The 17,456-nt window shown below is 30.6% G+C and carries 18 protein-coding genes, 1 tRNA gene and 1 pseudogene; 7 read left to right on the forward strand and 13 right to left on the reverse strand.

What is annotated here, in order from left to right; genetic code table 11:
• Positions 1-27: 27 nt before the first annotated feature.
• Positions 28-101 (reverse strand) — tRNA-Thr (locus tag PUD86_02620).
• Between the two features lie 117 nt (positions 102-218).
• Between PUD86_02620 and thiM the strand changes: the two genes are divergently transcribed.
• Together thiM and thiE are read left to right on the forward strand one after the other, a co-directional pair.
• Complete coding sequence (gene thiM, locus PUD86_02625) at positions 219-1,085, forward strand: hydroxyethylthiazole kinase (GenBank protein ID MDD6776172.1); 867 nt, start codon at positions 219-221, stop codon at positions 1,083-1,085.
• Positions 1,082-1,702 (forward strand): thiamine phosphate synthase, encoded by a 621-nt coding sequence (gene thiE, locus PUD86_02630; protein ID MDD6776173.1) that lies wholly within the window; start codon positions 1,082-1,084, stop codon positions 1,700-1,702. Before thiM ends, thiE begins: the two co-directional genes overlap by 4 nt.
• A 35-nt stretch (positions 1,703-1,737) precedes the next feature.
• Here the strand turns inward: thiE and PUD86_02635 are convergent, their stop codons facing one another.
• Positions 1,738-2,952: a phosphoglycerate kinase gene (locus PUD86_02635; protein ID MDD6776174.1), complete on the reverse strand. Its 1,215-nt coding sequence runs from the start codon at positions 2,950-2,952 to the stop codon at positions 1,738-1,740.
• Between the two features lie 9 nt (positions 2,953-2,961).
• Complete coding sequence (tpiA, locus tag PUD86_02640; protein MDD6776175.1) at positions 2,962-3,630, reverse strand: triose-phosphate isomerase; 669 nt, start codon at positions 3,628-3,630, stop codon at positions 2,962-2,964.
• Between the two features lie 326 nt (positions 3,631-3,956).
• Here tpiA and PUD86_02645 point away from each other — a divergent pair.
• The 3 genes and pseudogenes from PUD86_02645 to twy1 all read left to right on the forward strand — a co-directional run bounded on the left by PUD86_02645 (position 3,957) and on the right by twy1 (position 5,683).
• Positions 3,957-4,397: pseudogene (locus tag PUD86_02645) on the forward strand (TraX family protein).
• A gap of 94 nt (positions 4,398-4,491) precedes the next feature.
• Positions 4,492-4,662 carry a hypothetical protein gene (locus PUD86_02650; protein MDD6776176.1) on the forward strand — a complete coding sequence of 57 codons (171 nt, stop codon included), beginning with the start codon at positions 4,492-4,494 and terminating at the stop codon, positions 4,660-4,662.
• Between the two features lie 103 nt (positions 4,663-4,765).
• Positions 4,766-5,683: a 4-demethylwyosine synthase TYW1 gene (twy1, locus tag PUD86_02655; GenBank protein MDD6776177.1), complete on the forward strand. Its 918-nt coding sequence runs from the start codon at positions 4,766-4,768 to the stop codon at positions 5,681-5,683.
• 39 nt (positions 5,684-5,722) lie between these two features.
• Here twy1 and sucC read toward each other — a convergent pair whose 3' ends face one another.
• The 8 genes from sucC to PUD86_02695 form a co-directional block, all read right to left on the reverse strand.
• Positions 5,723-6,829, reverse strand: a complete 1,107-nt coding sequence (gene sucC / locus PUD86_02660; GenBank protein MDD6776178.1) for an ADP-forming succinate--CoA ligase subunit beta — start codon at positions 6,827-6,829, stop codon at positions 5,723-5,725.
• 8 nt (positions 6,830-6,837) lie between these two features.
• On the reverse strand, positions 6,838-7,386 hold the full coding sequence (locus tag PUD86_02665; GenBank protein MDD6776179.1) for a 2-oxoacid:ferredoxin oxidoreductase subunit gamma: 549 nt from the start codon (positions 7,384-7,386) through the stop codon (positions 6,838-6,840).
• A gap of 9 nt (positions 7,387-7,395) precedes the next feature.
• Positions 7,396-8,259 carry a 2-oxoacid:ferredoxin oxidoreductase subunit beta gene (locus PUD86_02670; GenBank protein ID MDD6776180.1) on the reverse strand — a complete coding sequence of 288 codons (864 nt, stop codon included), beginning with the start codon at positions 8,257-8,259 and terminating at the stop codon, positions 7,396-7,398.
• 1 nt (position 8,260) lies between these two features.
• Complete coding sequence (locus tag PUD86_02675; GenBank protein ID MDD6776181.1) at positions 8,261-9,379, reverse strand: 2-oxoacid:acceptor oxidoreductase subunit alpha; 1,119 nt, start codon at positions 9,377-9,379, stop codon at positions 8,261-8,263.
• A gap of 2 nt (positions 9,380-9,381) precedes the next feature.
• Positions 9,382-9,654 carry a 4Fe-4S binding protein gene (locus PUD86_02680; protein MDD6776182.1) on the reverse strand — a complete coding sequence of 91 codons (273 nt, stop codon included), beginning with the start codon at positions 9,652-9,654 and terminating at the stop codon, positions 9,382-9,384.
• Between the two features lie 165 nt (positions 9,655-9,819).
• Positions 9,820-11,142: a UDP-glucose/GDP-mannose dehydrogenase family protein gene (locus PUD86_02685; GenBank protein MDD6776183.1), complete on the reverse strand. Its 1,323-nt coding sequence runs from the start codon at positions 11,140-11,142 to the stop codon at positions 9,820-9,822.
• A gap of 20 nt (positions 11,143-11,162) precedes the next feature.
• The gene (locus tag PUD86_02690; GenBank protein MDD6776184.1) at positions 11,163-13,397 is read right to left on the reverse strand and encodes a glycosyltransferase; all 2,235 of its coding nucleotides are present in this window, start codon (positions 13,395-13,397) and stop codon (positions 11,163-11,165) included.
• Positions 13,398-13,512: 115 nt separating this feature from the next.
• On the reverse strand, positions 13,513-14,523 hold the full coding sequence (locus PUD86_02695; protein ID MDD6776185.1) for an acyltransferase family protein: 1,011 nt from the start codon (positions 14,521-14,523) through the stop codon (positions 13,513-13,515).
• Positions 14,524-14,677: 154 nt separating this feature from the next.
• On the opposite strand from PUD86_02695, the gene PUD86_02700 reads away from it, so the two are divergent.
• Positions 14,678-15,169 (forward strand): fumarate hydratase C-terminal domain-containing protein, encoded by a 492-nt coding sequence (locus tag PUD86_02700; protein MDD6776186.1) that lies wholly within the window; start codon positions 14,678-14,680, stop codon positions 15,167-15,169.
• Between the two features lie 27 nt (positions 15,170-15,196).
• Here PUD86_02700 and PUD86_02705 read toward each other — a convergent pair whose 3' ends face one another.
• Together PUD86_02705 and PUD86_02710 are read right to left on the reverse strand one after the other, a co-directional pair.
• The gene (locus PUD86_02705; GenBank protein MDD6776187.1) at positions 15,197-15,931 is read right to left on the reverse strand and encodes a peptidylprolyl isomerase; all 735 of its coding nucleotides are present in this window, start codon (positions 15,929-15,931) and stop codon (positions 15,197-15,199) included.
• Between the two features lie 172 nt (positions 15,932-16,103).
• Positions 16,104-16,532 (reverse strand): EamA family transporter, encoded by a 429-nt coding sequence (locus PUD86_02710; GenBank protein ID MDD6776188.1) that lies wholly within the window; start codon positions 16,530-16,532, stop codon positions 16,104-16,106.
• Positions 16,533-16,709: 177 nt separating this feature from the next.
• Here PUD86_02710 and PUD86_02715 point away from each other — a divergent pair, with 177 nt between their 5' ends.
• Complete coding sequence (locus tag PUD86_02715) at positions 16,710-16,946, forward strand: hypothetical protein (GenBank protein ID MDD6776189.1); 237 nt, start codon at positions 16,710-16,712, stop codon at positions 16,944-16,946.
• Positions 16,947-17,456: the final 510 nt, after the last annotated feature.

The following is a 17,456-nucleotide window of genomic DNA, read 5'->3' on the forward strand; positions in this document are numbered from 1 at the left end:
AAAATTTTGTCAACAATATAAAATTGAAGCCCCGGACGGGAATTGAACCCGCGACCACGAGATTACAAGTCTCGCGCTCTACCAGACTGAGCCACCGAGGCAATAATCCTACATTATAGAACAAAATTAAATATGTTAAAAGTCACTTAAATAGTTTACTATAAAACAAATAAATTCTCAATAAAATTTAAATAACAAAAATTTTATAATTAATAATCATGACAAATAACGAAACTGAATTATTAAATAATATTGAAAAAAATTTAACAAAAATCAAACAAAAAAATGCATTAACTCATTGTATCACTAATTCAGTTACAATTAATGATTGTGCTAATGCTATTCTTGCAATTGGAGGTTCACCATTCATGGCAGAAGATGCAGAAGAACTAGAAGAAGTTGTAAGTATAAGTGACACATTAGTAATTAATATTGGAAAATTAAGCAAAACCCAAATTGAAGCTATGGAAATAAGCTGTGAAACTGCAAATAAAACCAACACTCCAATTATTTTAGATCCTGTAGGAGTAGGAGTAACACAGCTAAGAAATAAAGTAACAATGGATTTAATTGAAAAATATAATATTTCTGCAATTAGAGGAAACATCAGCGAAATCAAAGCAATTGCAAAATTAGCAAATGTTTTAGATGAAAGTAATGCTGCTAAAGGTGTTGATGTAAACGAAGCAGATATCATTACACCAGAAAATTTAAAAGCAAATGGAGAAATAATTTGCGCATTAGCTTCAAAATTAAATACCACAATACTAGCTAGTGGACCAATTGACATTTTAAGCGATGGAAAACTAACAATAGCTATTGACAATGGAGATGAAATGATGCCATTAATAACAGGTAGTGGATGTATGTTATCCTCAATTGTTGGTACCTGTATTGGAAGTACAACACCTCTTGAAGGTTGTTTAGTTGCAATTTTAGCAATGAATATTGCTGGTGAAAAAGCAAGAGCAAAAGTAGACGAAAAAGATGAAGGTACAGGATCATTTAGAGCATACTTAATTGATTACTTATACCAAACAAATAGCACTAGCTTAATTAATAAAGCAAATATCAAGATATTATGAATTCTATAGATTTATCCCTTTACCTTGTAACAGACAACAGTGATGATGTTGAAAAATTCCTAAAAACAATAGAAGATGGTATAAAAGGTGGAGTTAGTGTAGTTCAACTTAGAGAAAAAACTGCAAACACACTTGACTTTTATAATTTAGCTTTGAGAGTTAAGGAAATTACATCAAAATATAATGTACCTCTAATTATTAACGACAGAATTGATATAGCACTAGCTATTGATGCAGATGGCGTGCACGTTGGTCAAAGTGACATGCCATGTGATGTTGCAAGAAAATTAATTGGTAAAGATAAAATTTTAGGAATATCTGCATCAACAATTCCAGAAGCACAAAAAGCACAAAAAGATGGTGCAGATTATATTGGAACCGGCGCTGTATTTCCAACTACCACCAAAGATGATGCTCCATCAGTTACAAAACAGGAATTAAAAGAAATTGTTGATTCAATTGACATACCAGTTGTTGCAATTGGTGGAATAACAATTGAAAATGCGTCAGAATTAATTGATACTGGAATTTCAGGATTATCTGTCGTAAGTGCAATAATGAGTGCTAAAAATCCAAAAAAAGCATCACAAGATCTATTAAATATTTTTAATAACTGATTTTATTTTTTTAAAAAAAAGAAAAAGTAAAAAAGTTATTTTTTACTGTTTTTAAGTGCTTCTACAGCAGCTAACTTTTTACCAGCTAACATACTGATACAAGCTCCACCACCACTACTTACATGACTCATTTGGTCTTCACAACCAAGTCCAGCGGTAGCAGCCGCAATATGTCCACCACCAATAATTGAAAAACCATCAGATTTTGCAATTGCATTAATTAAGTCTTCAGTTCCCATTGCAAATTGAGGATCTTCAAATACACCAGCAGGACCGTTAGCAAAGATTGTTTTTGCATCTCTGATTTCTTTTGCGTAATATGAGATTGTTTTTACACCAATATCGAAAATAGCTTCATTTGGGATTTCATCAGAGGCAATATCTACTCTTTTACCATCAATTTCACAAGCAACATCAATAGGATATTTGACTTTGTCTCCAAATCTTTCAATTAAATCTTTGGATTTTTCAACCATATCTTCATATCCTCTGCTTATAATGAAATCTCTGTTAACCTGACCAATATCCGCACCAGATGCCCATAAAACAATATTACCAACAATACCTGTTGTTAAAATAGAATCTGCAGTTCCATTGCTTAATACATTTTCCATTACATCAATAGAATCATCAGGTTTCATTCCACCAAGTAAGAATACACATGGGTGTTCCACATTATCTAAAGCATCTTGAATTACAGTTAATTCTTTTTCCATTACACGACCTGCTGCAGATGGAGTGTTAACAGTAAAACCAACTAAGGATGCCTGAGATCTGTGAGCTGCAGCAAATGCATCATTTACAAAGTAGTCAATTAATGGAGACAAATGTCTTACAAGCAATGTTTTTGACTGTTCTTCAGGAGTTCTTGAAAGTGATTCTTCTGAAAAGAAACGTGCATTTTCAAGTAAAAGAATTTCATGAGGTTTTAAATCACGAATAGCTTCTTTTGCAGCACTTGAGAATAATGAATCAATGTATTTGACTCTTAAGTTTAAAATGTCTGATAAAGCATCCGCATGTTGAGATAATGTTGTGAAATCCTTTTTACCCGGACGGCTTTGGTGTGCAAGAAGCACAACTTTAGCACCTCTTTTGGATAATTCCTTAATTGTTTGTGCGTGTAATTTTAATCTAGTATCATCTAAAATAATTCCAGTACTTGGGTCAACAGGAGAGTTAATATCAACTCTTACAAGAACTGTTTTTTCTTCAATATCAAAATCATCAATTGTTTTAAATTCAGCCATTTTCTCACTCTATAATTTACTTACCAAATCAAGTAAAGCATCTTTTGGACTTTCTGCTTTAATAATACCTGAAGCAAGTAATACTCCATCAGCGCCTAAATCCATAGCTGCTTTCATATCATCACCAGTAGTGATTCCCGCACCACATAAAACTTTAATGTCTTTGTTTATTGCTTTAACTTCGTTAACAGTGTCTTCAACAACTTCAGGTTGAGCCTGAGATACTGGAATTCCAGTTCCAATAAGTTCAGGAGGTTCAACTGCTACAGCAACAGGGTTAAGAGCAGCAACTGCTTTGGAAGTTTCAATATTGTTGGTACATACACAGGATTCAATATTATGTTCCACACACATTTTTACAACTTCAGCAATATCTGCTAATTTCATTCTATTTTCAGAATGGTTAATTAAAGTTCCACTGATACCTGCTTCAACTAATGTTTCAATCAAATTGGAACCAGTGTGTCCACCAGGTAAGATAGAATCAATATGTTGAGCAAAAATAGGAAGTGAAGTTTCTTGTTTTATTCTGTAAATATCAGCTGCTTGTGGAGATGCAACCATAGTAATTCCAGTTTCACTAGCAACACTTTCCAAGTCCTTTGCAAGGTCTAAAGCTTTCTTACCGCTTGATTCTAAATAAGTTTTATAGTTTAATATCACAATTGGTGTATCCATAATAATCCCATATAATTAATTAGTTATTATTAATATTTGATTAACACCATTAATAAATTTTGATTAAAAATTCTAGATAAACACAAAAATTTTAATGAATATCCAAATAATTAAATAGAAAATATTTCAAAGTAAAAATTGTTTTAAATTAAAGTGGAGAACAAAAATGAATACAACATTAACAAAAAATTTAGATATAAAAATAATGAATAGAAATCATTTAAAATATTTAGTTATTGTATTAATGTTTTTAGACCATTTTTCGTATTTTTCCCACCTACTAACCCACTGGTGTTTCCAATTGCGTTTTTTCCAGATTAACCGCACCAGTTATGGCATTTTTTATTGCAGAAGGATACTATTACACCAGAGATGTTAAAAAATATATGAAAAGATTACTGATTTTTGCCGTGATTTCATATATCCCATACATATATTATCGTTGCGGACATATTTTCCCCATTGAACTCATAAAATCCACTATTATCCCAGCCGTATTCCAACGTCCAAATTTAGCACTATATACTGAACCGAGCATATATTTACATTCATTAAACTCAGTTTTAGTTATTCACGAAACAAGTATTATTTTTACATTGTTTTTAGGTTTAATAAGCATATACCTCTGGGACAAAGTCAACATATCCAAATGGATAAAAGCATTAATAACACTTGGAATTCTATACTTAGCAGCATTTGCAAACTACCACTTCATTATTGTATTATTATGTTTAATACTACTTCCTAAAAGAAAAACCATTATATAAATGGTTATGCTTCTCAATTGTAGGATTATTATACGCATTTGATGTTAGATTACTTGCAAATCCGTTCTATTTAAGTTTTACATGGAATTTCATCATGTTTAGATTAGGAATCTTCTTAGTACCATTTTCATTACTATTCTACAATGGAAAACCTGGAAGTAAAGCTAGCATACATAAATGGTTCTTTTACATATTCTACCCAACACATTTAATATTCATTGGAATTTTAGGTTTTGTATTCCACATAGGAATGTATTTTACCTAAAAATCCAATTTTTTATTTTTTAAATCATCACACAATACAATTATTAAAAAAAGTTTTGAAATAAAATGTATATATAATCAAAACTAAAAATAAAACTGATTTTATGTCTTTTAATGAAAACCAAATTGCGAAATTAGAAAAAAGTGGATATAGATTTGTAGGTAAACACGGACATGCTGCAGTTAAAACTTGCCACTGGACTCGTCAAAGTATTGTTGATAAAGGAGTCTGTTATAAGGAAAAATTCTATGGAATCAAATCACATAGATGTCTTCAGATGTCTCCTGCAGTTCCAAATTGCCAACAGGAATGTGAATTTTGTTGGAGGGATTTAACATACACCCAGACAGAATGGGAAGATGAAATGTATGATGATCCAAAAACAATCATTGATGAAGCTATTGAAGCTCAAAATAATTTATTATGTGGTTATTATGGAAATGACAAAGCAAACAAAAAGAAATTGGAAGAACTCAAAAAACCAACCAATGCTGCAATATCTCTTGCTGGAGAACCAACACTTTACCCAAAAATTGATGAATTGATTGGTGAGTTTAACCGTAGAAATTTCACAACATTTATTGTAAGTAACGGTCAGTGTACAGACAGATTGGCAAATCTTGAAAACGATCCTTACCAATTATATCTTTCCTTGGATGCACCTAACGAGAAAATATTCAATGAGGTTTGCAGACCTAGAATAAGTGATGCTTGGAGCAATTTAAATGAGTCTCTTGAGATATTATCTAGTTTTAAGTCAAGGACATGTATAAGAAATACCTGTGTTAAAGGAAGAAACATGCAATACGTGGAAGAATATGCTAAATTAATCGAAAAAGCAAATCCTGATTATGTAGAAATAAAAGCATATATGTGCGTTGGCTCATCACGTGACCGCTTAACTTTAGATAATATGCCAACATTTGATGAAGTTAAATCATTTGCTAAAAAAATAGGAGATGAATGCGGTAAAGAATTAGTAAATGAATCTGAAATTAGTCGAGTAGTTTTACTTGAATAATTTCAAATCATCAATTCTTTTTTTTACATTCAAATAAATTTATTTTAATTCGTTACAAAGCTCAACAGCTTTTTTAGCAGCTTTTTCCATTGAAGTTTCATATGGAATGCCTGCTTCTTCTAAAAGCTTGTGACCTTCTTCTTCATTAGTACCAGTTAATCTGATAACGATAGGAACTTCACGTTCTACTTCGTTTAATACATTAATTACTCCGCGAGCAACATCATCTGCTTTAGTAATACCACCTAAAACATTTAAGAATACTACTTTAACTGGATCATAGTTTAATACTATGTTTAAAGCTTTATTGATTATTTGCTCTGAAGCACCTCCACCAATATCTAAGAAAGTTGCAGGTTCTCCACCATTGAGTTTAATCATATCCATTGCAGTTAAAGTTAAACCTGCACCGTTACCAATAACAGCGATATCACCATCTAACTTAACAAAGTCAACAGTTTTTTGTTTGTAACGTAATCTTTCGACTAAATCTTGGTGTCTGAATAATGAATCGTTTTCAACAACTAATTTAGCATCAGCAGCGATTAAACCATTAGGAGTGAGAACTAATGGGTTTATTTCTGCAGTATCACAGTCATATGTAGTAAATACATTGTATAATTTCCAGATTATGTCTCCAAGTGGAGAAATTAAATCGGAAGGTACATCCATTTTACGTGCAATTTCACGTGCTTCATATGGTAAGAATTCAATTAAAGGATTTGGGTAGTATTTAATGAGTTTTTCAGGGTTAGTTTTAGCTAAGTTTTCAATTTCAACCCCACCCTCTTTACTTACAATAATAACAGGTCTTCTAGCACCTCTGTCTACAGAAACAGTGACGAAGAATTCATGGAGAATATCTGCTTTTTCTTCAATTAATAAATGTTTTACAGTTTCGCCTTTAATTTCCATTCCTAAAATTTCATTAGCTATTTTAAAAGCTTCTCCAGGGTTTTTAGCAAATTTAACACCACCAGCTTTACCTCTACCACCAGTTAAAACTTGTGCTTTAATAACAACTGGGAATCCCATATCTGATGAAATAGACATAGCTTCTTCTGGAGAGTAAGCAACATGTCCTTCTAAAATTGGTATTCCACCATCACGGAAAATTTGTTTTGCTATATTTTCAAAAAATCTCATTATAACACCTATTCCACTAGAGCATATCCTGCTTCAAAAGCACTTACATTCTTCTTTTCAGTTCCCTTAGGAACACTATCTTCAATTGCATCAATAGCTGCTTGTTTAGATATTACTCCAGTAATTTTTGTAATAGCTCCAACCATAACAATATTTGCTACAATTTTAAGTCCAATTTCGTCAGTAGCGGTTTTAGTAGCAGGAGCTTCGTAAACATTAATATTATGTTCTTCAATATAATCTTTAACATCCTCAACATCAGTTGTGTCAGGATCAACAATTAAAGTCCCATTATCTTTTAAATCAACAATGTACTTGATTAAAGCTTCATTAGACATTGCAACTAAAATATCTGGGCTTTCAACTTTAGGATAATCAACTGTATCATCACTAATAACAACTTCACATTTAGAAGCTCCTCCACGAGCTTCAGGACCATAAGATTGAGTTTGAACAGCTTCTTTGTTATCAAAAAGACTTGCAGACTTACCTAAGATAATACCTGCAAGAATAACTCCCTGACCTCCGAAACCACAAATTCTAATTTCAGTTCTCATATTATCCACCTATAACTCTGTTTCATATGCAGAATTGATAATAGTTTTATTACCAGATTTTTCTACACTTAATTTTTCAATATTTTCAGTAAATTCACTTCTGGAAGTGTTTGCAAATTCTCCAACAACAATTTTTCCTTCCAATTCTTTTGGTCTCATCCTATCTGCAGCAGATTTAAATATGGTATTTGCTTTCATAACAGCAGCCATTGCAGTAGGAGTTCTAAGTTTGTTTTTACGTCCATAATAAGTTGGACATTGAGTTACAACCTCAATAAATGAAAAACCAGGATTTTTCAATCCGTCTTTAATGGAAGTTACTAAGTTTTCCATTTGTACAGTAGTCCATCTTGCAGAGTAAGTTGCACCAGCAGCTGCAACGAGTTCTGCTAAGTTAAATGGAGTATCTTGATTACCGTAAGGAGCAGTAGTTCCAAAACTACCTTTAGGAGATGTAGGACTGATTTGACCTCCAGTCATACCGTAAATATTGTTGTTGATACAAATTACGGTTAAATTAATATTTCTTCTAGCTGCATGGATTAAATGATTACCACCAATTGAAGCAGCATCTCCGTCACCAGTAAATACAACAACATCTAAACCTTTGTTTGCTGTTTTTAAACCGGTAGCGAAACTTAATGCTCTTCCATGAGTAGTGTGTAAAGAATCACATTTTAAGTATCCTGGAATTCTTGAAGAACATCCAATTCCAGAAACCATTGCAACATTATCAAAGTCAACATCTGCTTTTTCCATAGCTGCAAGAAATGCGTTAATAATAGCTCCATTTCCACAACCTGGGCAGAAAATGTGAGGTAATCTGTCTTCTCTTAAGTATGGGAGAAATCTATTTTGTTTTTCTTGAGACATTTTAGTTTCCTCCTATTTTATCAATTTCATCTAATATTTCATCAGGAGTAGGTAATAATCCACCGATTTTTCCTAATAAATGAACATTTTTATCGTTAATTACACGGTCAACTTCATAATACATTTGACCTAAATTCATCTCAACAACTAACACATCACTTGCATTAGCAGTTAATTCTTGGATTTGTTCAACAGGGAACGGCCATGGAGTATCAATTTTGATGTAACCTACTTTTTTGTCTGTTTTACCGACTGCTTCAACAACAGATCTAACAGGTGCACCGTATGAAATAATTACAACATCTGCATCTTCACAGTTTTTACTTTGTACAGAGCAGATTTTATCCCTATTCATTAAAACTTTATTACAAATTCTTTTTATAAGAGTTTCATGAGTTTCAGGAGTATTTGTATCTGGATATCCTCTCTCATCGTGAGTAAGACCAGTTATGTGAACATCAAATCCATCACCAAATGCTGGCATTGGAGTTGTTCCATTTTCAACATGTTTGAATGGTAAATAATCATCAGTTTTCTCAGGTCTGGTTCTTGCAACAATTTCAATTTCATCTGGAATTGTTATTTTTTCTCTCATATGTCCAATAACTTCATCAGCCATTACGAAAACTGGAACTCTATATTCTTCAGCCAAATTAAATGCTTTGATTGTGAAATCAAAGAACTCTTGAACGCTTGAAGGAGATAATGCGATAGGTTCATAATCACCATGTGAACCCCAACGAGCTTGCATCATATCAGCCTGTGCAGCCATTGTTGGTTGAGCAGTAGATGGAGAACCTCTTTGAACATTAACAATAACCATAGGTGTTTCAGTCATGAAAGCATAACCGATATTTTCCTGCATTAATGAAATACCAGGACCAGAAGTAGCAGTCATTGATTTTGCTCCACCCCAGGAAGCACCAATAATTGCACCTGCTGAAGCAATTTCATCTTCCATTTGAACAAATGATCCACCGACTTTTGGCAATTCAATAGATAAATTTTCAGCAATTTCAGTAGATGGAGTAATAGGATAACCTGCAAAGAATCTGCAACCTGCAGCTATTGCTCCTTTAGCACATGCTTCATTTCCTTGAACAAAAAATTCTTCAGCCATTTCTAACACCCACTTTTTCCTTTTGTGAATTTAGGATTAAAATTATGATTATTGTCATCATTCATCCACCAGTTTTCAGGCAAATCTACAGTAATAGCCTGATCAGGACATGCAACTTCACAAGTACCGCACTTGTTACATCTTTCTTCAAATTTAACGAAAGGTAATTGCACTCCTTTTTTATTAATTTCTGAGGATATTGCATATACATTTGCATGACACATGAATAAGCAAAGATGACATCCTTTACACAAATTTTCATCTATAATAATCAATCTTGAATCTCCTAATAAATTATATAAATAAATTTATAATGTAATATATGTTTGTAAATAAACATTTAAATATATTATGTAAAATTATGATAAATTAATGAAAAAAATTAAAATATACTCTTTTTATGAAGAGAAATGACAATATTAACTTCACCATGGATTTTTTTAACATCCAATTTGATACAATTCAAACCCATTTTGAATTATCTTTTTATTGTAAATGTTTCTACCATCAAAAATAATTTTTTGATTTAAATCATTACCTAAATCTTCAAAATTAGGATTTCTGAATTCTTCCCATTCAGTAATTAATATTAATGCATCACAACCACTTGCACAATCATGTCTGTTATCACAAAACTCAATTGAATCCAAATATTTATCATCAATTGTCTTTTTAAATTCATCAGATGCTTTTGGATCATATGCTTTAATTTTTCCGCCTTTTTCAATAATATCCCTAACTACAACAAGTGATGTAGCTTCACGCACATCATCAGTACCAGGTTTGAATGAAAGACCCCAAATACTGAAAGTAAGGCCGGATAAATCCGCACCAAATCTATCAATTACCTTGTTTACAATGATGCTTTTTTGAGCATTATTAACCTCTTCAACACTAGGTAATATCCTTGGATTATATCCATTCAATTTGGATGTTTGGATTAAAGCACGTACATCTTTTGGAAAGCAAGACCCTCCATAGCCACAGCCAGCATAGATAAAATCAAAACCGATTCTGCTGTCACTGCCAATACCCAAACGCACATCCTTAACATTAGCATCAACACGTTCACAGATATTAGCTATTTCATTCATAAATGATATTTTAGTAGCAAGCATTGCATTTGCAACATATTTAGTCATTTCAGAACTTCTAATATCCATTGTTACAAAACGGTCATGGTTTAAAACAAATGGAGAATACAATTCTTTTAAAATAGCAATGCTTTCATCATTATCTGCACCAATAACAACCCTATCAGGATGTAAACAGTCTTCAATAGCTTTTCCCTCTTTTAAAAATTCAGGATTAGATGCAATAGCTATTTTAATATTTGAGTTATTTTCTCTTAAAATACTCATAATATGTTTCCTAACTGCTTCACATGTACCAACAGGAACAGTAGACTTTATTACAACAAGTGAATCTCCTGACAGATTATTTGCAATATCTGATGCTGCAGAGAATATGTAATCTAAATTAGCACTGCCATCTTCAGCCATAGGAGTACCAACAGCGATAAAAATAATATTAGAATCATTTAATGCTTCACGAATATCAGTTGTAAAAATTAAATCGTTTTTCTCTTGGGATTCTCTTACGATAGTCTCCAGATGAGGTTCAAATATTGGCAAAACATTATTTTTAAGCCCATTAATCTTTTGCTCATCAATATCTACACAATAAACCTTATTACCCATTTTAGAAAAACATGCTCCAGTTACAAGGCCAACATATCCAGTTCCAATTACAGTAATATTCATATTATCCACATTTTAATTGATTAATCACGAAACTTCTTTAACACAGTTTTAGGTTTTCTAAATACTCCAGTTAACTTCCAGCTTGTTGAATTTAAAATTTCTTTATTTAGTTTTTGAGCTTTTTTAAGATCTTTTTTAAGTTTTTTATTCTTTTTAGTTAACTTCTTAATCTTTTTAGTTAACTTCTTATTCTTTTTAGATAATTTTTTGTTCTTTTCAGACAATTTAATATTCCTTTCAGCAAAATCTTTAATCATATCTGATGATTTTTTATTAAAACTTCTCAAATCATCAACAGTACTTTTTAAATCATCAATTTGAAGTTTATAATCCTCAAATTCATATTCTTTAACTGAATTAGCTTTTAATACTAAATTATATCTGTTTAATTTAATACCACTGACAAGTTCGTTATCCTCTAAATTCAAATTAGAGAATACTTCTTTTGCTCTAGTGAGATATTCCTCTGAATTAGTGGAAACCATATATGCAATAATATGTGAAATGGTAAACAATTCAAATTCATTTTTAAAATCTGAAGTGCAGTTTTCTTTTTTTAATATGTTTTCTACAATATCTATAATTCTAAAAATATCCTTACCATTAGATGCAGTGTTATTTACTGAGTTTGGATTATATTTATACTCGTATAAATGTTCTGGAACATAAGATATTTTATTTGCCCTTAACATGGATTTAATATGGAAAGGAACATCATCAAATGCAATTCCTAAATCAAACAAGAAATCATCATATGAATCTAAAAACTCTTTTTTATAAAGTTTGTTCCAAGGTGCAAAATAACTGTTTAATACATCTTTTTTAACGTCCATGCAATTAAAAACAAATCTATTGAAATTAACATCATCAAACATTGTTTCAAAATAAAAACTGCAATCAATGTTATAATTTGAGTCTCCAGTATCTGATACCTTCTTAAAATTACATATTACCAAATCAGAACCGTTAGTTATAATGTTTCTATAAAGCATTTCAAGAGCATTAGGTAAAATATAATCATCAGGATCAAAGAAGTAAATATAATCTCCTTTAGCTTCTGTTATTGCACGGTTTCTTGCAGATCCACAACCACCATTTTCTTTATTGATTATTTTAACACGAGAGTCCTTAGAAGCAAAATCTTCTAAAATAGCTAAAGAATTATCTGGTGATCCGTCATTAACACAAATAAGCTCAATATCATCAAAGGTTTGATTTAAAACACTTGGAATAGATTCATCAAGGAATTTTTCCGCATTATAAACTGGAATAAGAACAGAAATTCTAGGTTTATCTGGGATTTTATTAAGTTTCATAGAGCCATTATCAAAATCAAGATAATCATCACTTTCAAAATCAAATGAATCTATTAAATCCTGATTATCTTTATATTTAAAGTAGAAATATTCTTCAGCAGCTCTTAAATTATCAGGATCATCTGCAAAAACTTCCCTATATGCAGTTAACATGTCACTTGCACTATCAATACCCATCATATCAATAAAACCAAGCATTGCATATCTGAATTCATGGCGAATATCATCAAATTTAGAATCATTTAGATAATTAAAAACCATCTTATAATGCATTACTGTGTCTCTGCGTTTTCTGTAGGTATTGCACTGTTTAGCCCCATTAATATAAAAATATGCGTAAACATCAGCAGGTGCCGTATAAACCCTATTAACCTTGGATAACACTTCAGCTAAAAATACAGGGTCTTGACCTCTTAATAAATCCGGGAAAATAATATTATTGTCTTTTAAGAAGCTTTTTTTGAAAATATTTTTATAAAAAGACCATGGAATACCGTATTCTTCAGGTAAAATAGATCCGAATTCTTCAAAGTAATCGAATTTTTCAAATGGTGATAGTTCATCATTTTCATTGACTAGTTTAATATTTCCTGAAACCATATCTGCATTATTTTCACTAGCTGCAAAATATAATTTTTCTAGTGCATCATCATCAATGAAAAAGTCATCAGCATCAAGAAAACCTATGTATTCTCCTTCAGCACACTCAATACCATAATTTCTTGCCTTACCAGAACCCTGATTTGTTTGAGAATAAACTTTAATAAACTCATATTTTTCACAATAACTTTCTAAAATCTCCAAACTATTATCTGTGGAACCATCATTAACACAAACAAGCTCAATATCATCTAAAGTCTGGCTTAAAACACTATTAATAGATTTATCCAAACGATCAGCATCATTATAAACCGGCATAATAACTGAAATTTTAACCATATGCATCCCAATAAAAAATAACTTCTTAATGAATAATTATGATTTCACAAATATTTAAATATTGATAAATAATTATAAGATATTTTTGAATTTTATTCAATAATTCAATTTAACGTTAAGGCAATATTTTCTTCATTAAAGGAATTTTACGCAATAAATGAATTATTAAAACACAAACTCCAAATATTAAAAATGGAGCAGAAATCCTGTAAATAATTGACTTTGTATTTAATGAAAAAACTTTAACAATAATTCTTAAGACATACCAGTGAATCAAGTAAATACCAAATGTATAATTTCTTAAGAAATTAACCAGATTATTTACTTTTAAATTACCCATAATTTTATTTAAATCATATTTTATAAATGTAAAAATACCAACAGAGTATAAAACAGCAGGTAAATTTGCATATCCTTTATATAAATAGCTTATTTCACCAGCAGCCATTGATGCATAGTATGTTCCAGCAAAATGCATAATTAATCCAATTACTGCAAATAAATATAGGAAATATCTTTTTTGTTTGGAGATTTCATAATTATGCAATAAATATCCTACTAATGTATAAAACAATAAATTAGAAACAACACCTAGAGATATAGAATAAGAAAGACCAATATTAAATACATTATTTAAAAAAGGAACTGCTACATTAATAATAAATCCCAATACAACAATATAAGTGAAAATATCTTTTCTTTTTTCAGTTGGAATTAATGCAAATAAAGGTATTGTCAGATATGCGCAAAATAAAGGAATGAAAAACCAATAAACATTAACCAGATTACCATTTAATAATCCATTAAGAATATATGTGATATTGACATTAGATGGTAAAACAGATTGTAAATACCATATTTGAAATGCTAAACCTAAAAAACTCCATACAATATAAGGAATAAGTGTCTTATTAATTCTTTTGGTAAAATATTCTCTTAGCGAATATTTTTTATTAAAATCAATTAGCATTGCTCCAGAAATCATGAAAAATACTGGAACAGCAAAATAAAAAACACATTCAATCATATTAGCTGTAATCCAATATCTTCCAGTTGAACTAAATTGCCAAAAACAATCGTTCACATGAAGAAAAACAACTGCCAGTGCAGATATCACACTTGCCAAACTAATATAATCAATTGTTTTATTTGAATTAATAATATCACCATTAGAGTTTAAAATGTAACTTTAGTTAATAAATATGTAATAATGAAATATAAATAAAATCCTATTTTCATACTAAAAAATTTATTAAAAAAATAATACAATAAAATTAATTATGAAACATTTAACAACACCAATTAGCGAAGAAGACATTTCATCACTTAATGTAGGTGATAAAGTCACTATTTCTGGAACAATTTATACAGGACGTGACGCTGCACTTCCACAGTTAGTTAATCTAATTAAAGAAGATAAAGTACCATTTGATTTGAATGGAAGTGTTATAATGCATACTGCTTTTAGTGATGCTGGAATTGCTCCAACAACAAGTAGTAAAGTAGAAATTGAATCCACAATACCTTTTTTAAGTGAAAACGGCGTTAAAATACATATTGGAAAAGGAATGTTAAATGATAATACAATAAAAGAGCTTGATAAAAACAATTCTATTTTTGTAATTACTCCACCAGTTGCTGCACTTCTTACAAGCAAGGTTTTAGAAAAAAAATGTGTTCTTTTTGAAAACGAAGGAATGGAAGCTATGTTTGAGTTAAAAGTAGAAAAAATTCCTGGAATTGTAGCTATTAATAATGGTTTAAAGATTTAAAAAAAAAGTGAATTGAGAAGAATAGAATTATTCTTCTTCAGCTTCTTCGTCAGCTTCTTCTTTTTTCTCGAATTCGTCAACGAAGTTAACTTTAGTAATTTCATCAATGTTATCCCAGATGTCTTTAGCAATTCTGAATCTTGCAAATGTAACATCCATGTAGGATTTTTGATCGAATTTAGCCATTTCATCTAATTTGATGTTTGCTACACCATCAACGATGTCAATTTCGGTTTTTTCGATGTCCATGTTAGGGTTGGAGTAGTGTAATTCAATCATACTTTTGATTTTTTCTTCTTCATCAGCAATGATTTCAGTTACTTCAACATCGTAAACTAAGTCTTTTCCTGCTAATTCGTGGTTGAAATCAACTTTTACTCTTCCACCATTTACGGTTAAGATTTTTCCAGTGGTTCCTTCGGATTGGATTTTCATACCTGGGAAAGGAGTCATACCTTGTTTTTTGAATTCTTTCATAGGTACTAATTGAACCATTTTAGGATCTCTAGGACCAAATGCGTTGTCAGCATCTACTTCAACGTGTTTGGTTTCTCCTTCTTCTAATCCGATGATTGCTTCTTCGATAGCAGGTAATAAGTGGTTTCCACCTACAACAATTGGGATTGGTTTATAAGTTTTGTTTTCATCAAAAAGTCCAACTTCTTGTGCAACTTCATCATAAGTAGTGTCGAATACTTCTTCAGTGTCTTTAACTTTACCGGTAAAATTTACTCTTACAAAATCTCCGTTATCTACAGCCATAGTAAATACGCTCCTTAATAATTTTGATTAAATAATCTTATTAATAAATATAACATAGCATCAAGTGAAATATTAAATAACTTTTCCCTTCACACTAGAATATACAACAAATAATTATATTTTTTTTACTTTATATATTATACTGTTGAAAATTAAAAATTGGACAATTAATTCATAAATTAATTAAAATTAATCCAATCATACAAGTAACAATACCTAATATCTCTCGAAGAGAAACATTTTCTTTGTATAAAAAGTATCCAACAACAATCAATACACATGCAAGTCCAATATTAGCTACAACAGTTGCATTACTTACCTGCCAACCAGCACGATATACAAAAACATAACCTACTTCCAAACCAACAAGAGCAAATGCCAAAATAATAGATGTCCAGTTTACTTTGGATAATTCAGAAGCGACATTCTCAGGCCTTGCCATGAATACAAAAATAATAGCTGAAACAATTGCAGAAATAATATATGTTACCATCAATGCAGCAAATGGATTAACATCAGCAGGTGTTGATTTCATACAAATATTATAAAAAGTATTAGATGCAATAACAACTAAAATTGGCCAAATCAAATTCCACTCCATATTTTCCCCCCATATTAAATCAATACACGATTTTTAAAACTACAAATTCAAAATAATGCAGTATTGAGCAATATAATAATTTTCTTTTAACTAGTATATTAATATAATTTTTAAATAATTTAGGCATACCAAAATATTATATATGTTGGATTACAATATATTGGTAGAGGCAAATTGATGAATTATAAGAACTTAAAATTTTTATTATTAATCGGAATTGTATCACTTATACTAGGAGCAACCTGTGTAAGTGCCACAGAAATAACAAACAGTAGCGACATTCCAAGTGCTGAACCAATAAAAGTGCCTGGAAGTTTTGATGAATTAAATAAAGATATTTCCAACCTCAAAACTGGTGATACTTACAAAATAACAAAGATTATGTTTTTAATCAAACCAAAGAACCCTCAGTAAATCCTGCAATAAAAATTACCGCAGATAATGTAACCATTGATGGTAATTATCATTCCATAACTCTTAAAGGAAAAACAAAGGAATTTAGGATTTTTGAAGTAAGTGGAAACAATGTTACAATAAAAAACTTTTGTTTCATTAATGATCCATCAAACAATAAAAAATACAATGACCACGATAATCCAGATATTGCAAGAATCATTAAAAACAATAAGCAAAGTCCAATCACATGGACTGGAAATAATGGACATCTTTCAGATTGTACATTCGATTCAACAAAAGCATATATCGGAGGTGCAATAAACTGGAGCGGTTCAAATGGGACACTAGAATACAATAAGTTCTCAAACGTCCAGGCTTTAGGAGTTGGAGGTTCAATATATTTAAGAAGTGCAAATACAACATTAAACAACTGTTATTTTGTTAACTCAACATCAAAATTAAGTAACGAAGAAATATACGTTGACAGAAACCACAAAAATATCTTAATTAAAGATTGCGGGTTTATAT

The organism is Methanobacteriaceae archaeon (assembly GCA_029219465.1).
GTDB lineage: Archaea > Methanobacteriota > Methanobacteria > Methanobacteriales > Methanobacteriaceae > Methanocatella.